This is a genomic window from Methylocella tundrae (genome assembly GCF_901905185.1).
Lineage (GTDB): Bacteria > Pseudomonadota > Alphaproteobacteria > Rhizobiales > Beijerinckiaceae > Methylocapsa > Methylocapsa tundrae.
This window is the reverse complement of record NZ_CABFMQ020000034.1, coordinates 1-414: the sequence shown is the minus strand read 5'-3', so window position 1 is coordinate 414 and position 414 is coordinate 1. Positions and strand designations below refer to the sequence as shown.

At 72.7% G+C, this 414-nt stretch carries 1 protein-coding gene; it reads left to right on the top strand.

Features of this window, described 5'->3' with window-relative positions; translation table 11 throughout:
- On the top strand, positions 1-414 hold a 414-nt coding region (locus MPC4_RS04210; RefSeq protein WP_483308666.1), incomplete at both ends, for an RNA polymerase factor sigma-54.

The window sequence follows — 414 nt, the reverse complement described above, 5'->3', positions numbered from 1 at the left end:
CCCTACGGCAGCAGCGGTGGCAGCTTCGATTCCGAGGCGCCGGATTTCGAGGCGGCCCTGACGGCCGAGATTTCCCTGCGCGACCACCTCGTGGGCCAGCTCGAGCTGGCGACCCGGGATCCGGTCGAGCGGCTGATCGGCGGATTCCTGATCGACGCGGTCGACGAGGCCGGATACCTGCGCGAGACGGTCGAGGGCGTGGCCCAGCGCCTCGGCGCGGACGCCGACACGGTGACCCGGGTGCTGACCCAGGTCCAGAGCTTCGACCCGCCCGGCATCGCCGCCCGGGACCTCGCCGAGTGCCTGGCGATCCAGCTGCGCGAGCGCGACCGGTACGACCCGGCGATGCAGGCCCTGGTCTCCCGCCTCGACCTCGTGGCCAAGCGCGATTTCACCGCCCTGCGCCGCCTGTGC